Origin of the sequence: Pseudotabrizicola formosa (genome assembly GCF_002900965.1) — a bacterium.
In the GTDB taxonomy this organism is placed as follows: Bacteria; Pseudomonadota; Alphaproteobacteria; order Rhodobacterales; family Rhodobacteraceae; genus Pseudotabrizicola; species Pseudotabrizicola formosa.
Genome location: NZ_PJOM01000012.1, coordinates 1 through 2,401, shown reverse-complemented (window position 1 = coordinate 2,401; position 2,401 = coordinate 1). Strand labels below are relative to the sequence as shown.

At 60.3% G+C, this 2,401-nt stretch carries 2 protein-coding genes; both read right to left on the bottom strand.

Annotated features, from left to right (window positions below; translation table 11 throughout):
• Window positions 1–375 precede the first annotated feature (375 nt).
• Window positions 376–1,455: a protein-glutamate methylesterase/protein-glutamine glutaminase gene (locus tag CXR43_RS17650; RefSeq protein ID WP_435530819.1), complete on the bottom strand. Its 1,080-nt coding sequence runs from the start codon at window positions 1,453–1,455 to the stop codon at window positions 376–378.
• 7 nt (window positions 1,456–1,462) lie between these two features.
• The gene (locus CXR43_RS17645) at window positions 1,463–2,299 is read right to left on the bottom strand and encodes a CheR family methyltransferase (RefSeq protein WP_168219889.1); all 837 of its coding nucleotides are present in this window, start codon (window positions 2,297–2,299) and stop codon (window positions 1,463–1,465) included.
• Window positions 2,300–2,401 lie beyond the last annotated feature (102 nt).

Here is a 2,401-nt window from a genome sequence, read left to right as displayed (position 1 = left end):
CGTGGCACGCGTCAACGGCCAGCTGATCCAGATCCTTGCCCTTGAAACCGTGTTCCAGACCAACCTTCCCGGTGCGTTTGATTTCGAATGAAGGGGGTCTTGGACCTGACCAGTGGGGTGGCGATTGTCCAGAGTTATGGAGCGTCAATGCCAGCACATGACATTAGCGGCGAAGGCGATAGCGGACAGGAAGGTCTTGGCGCATCTGTCATAACGGGTTGCAGGTGAGCAGTCCAAGAAGCTCTCGACCAAAAACTGTCTCAAGCCACTCAGCGCCAAGGCTCCGCCCGTGGTTCCTGTGGTGATCCTTCCATTCACCACAGCCAGGGCTGCGAGCTGATGACGCCGCAGGTTTCACTCTGCACTACGGCGCGCTCAACCCCGCCCAAGGCGCAGCGCAGCCGGTGCCAACCGCCCCAAGGGCATCTCTTCTTCGACACCACCATGGCGCATTGCTTCCTTGGGCATGCCATAGACCACCGAACTGGCCTCATCCTGCCCGATGGTTCGCGCCCCGGCGTCGCGCATTTCCTTCATCCCGCGTGCTCCATCATCGCCCATGCCGGTCATGATGACGCCAATTGCATTTTGACCGGCGTAGCGTGCCACCGAGCGGAACAGCACATCAACCGACGGTCGGTGGCGCAAGACCAGTGGCCCGTCGCGCACATCAACCGTATAGGTCGCGCCGCTGCGATTTAGCAGGGTATGGCGGTTGCCCGGCGCGATCAGCACATGCCCGCGCAGCAATCGATCGCTCTGCGCCGCCTCCTTGACCGAAACCGCGCAGATCGTATCAAGCCTCCGGGCAAAGGCGGCCGTGAAGCCTTCGGGCATGTGCTGCACAATGATGATCGGCGGGCAATCCACTGGCATCGCCTCCAGAAACACCCGCACGGCTTCTGTACCTCCGGTGGAGGCACCCACGGCAATGATCTTTTCGGTTGTTTTCGCCATGGCGCGGCTTGATGGTGCCGGCAGCATGGCATCTGCCGTCAACTTTGCAGCAGGGGCATTTTCGCGAAGCCGGCCCAGACGCGCCTGAGCTGCGCCTTTGATTGCATCGCAGATGCGGATGCGGCTTTCCTCCAGAAAGTCGCGGATCCCGACCTGCGGCTTGCAGATGATATCCACTGCACCGGCATCCAGCGCACGCGCCAAGGTTTCGGTATTTGCACCGACCAAAGACGAGCACATCACGACGGGAATCGGATGCTGCGACATGATTTTTCGCAGGAAGGTGATACCGTCCATGCGCGGCATCTCTACATCCAGCGTGATCACGTCAGGCCGCTGCTGCCGGATCTGAGCGGCCGCCGCAAAGGGATCTCCTGCCGTACCCATGACCTCCAGTTCGGGGTCGGATGAGATAAGATCAGCCATGACCTGGCGAACAACAGCACTGTCATCAACCACGAGAACCCGGTACTTCCGGCCGCTGGGCAATAGGGACACCTCAAGCTTACTCCTTTCGGTAGATGGATGGGGAAACCGGCGTCATGCCGGGTGGAGGGCTGGCAAGGCCTTCGGAATGTCCAGTCAGCAGATATCCGCCAGGCCGGATCCGGCGGGCCACATTGGCTGCGGCACGAAGCTGATCGCCCGGCTCGAAGTAGATCAGGACATTGCGCAAAAAGGCGATGTCCGCGGTCAATGCCATGCTTGGCGGCAGATCCAGCAAGTTGGCCCAGGCGAGGCGGGCATGACTGCGCAACTCCGGCGCAATGCGATAGCGCTGCTTGCCCCCCGCCAGTGTGCGCGACCGAAGCAAATAGCGACGTCGCATGTCTTCCGGGATCGGAATGATATCATCTTCTTCAAAGGTTGCGACCGCAGCCTTGCGCAGGATTTTCTGTGACACATCGGTGCCGACCAGATCCCATCGCAGATTGCGGGAGCGGGCGAAGGTATCAACAACCATACCCGCCGTCCACAGTTCGGCCCCTGTCGAGCAAGCTGCACTCCAGATGGTCAGCGGCTGGTCCCGCCCGGCACCCTCGGCGACGACCGATGGCAGACCAGTTGTTGTCATCCAGTCAAAATGAGCTCTTTCACGAAAGAATGAGGTTGTATGCGTTGTCAGCGCCTCCACCAGTTGAAGGGCGGCCGGCCCTGTCGGTGCGCTGCGCAGGTGTTCAATATACTCTGCCACCGAGTGGACGCCGGATTCCCGCAAAAGCCGATTGATCCGGTGTTCGAGAAAATCGGTTTTTGTGGCGGCGATCGAAATGCCGCTGAGCCGGAACACCGCCTCGACAAGAAACTGGGCCTGGTCTGGCGTAATCCGGTCGTTCTGCATGGCGTCGCCCTTCATTCGAAATCAAACGCACCGGGAAGGTTGGTCTGGAACACGGTTTCAAGGGCAAGGATCTGGATCAGCTGGCCGTTGACGCGTGCCACG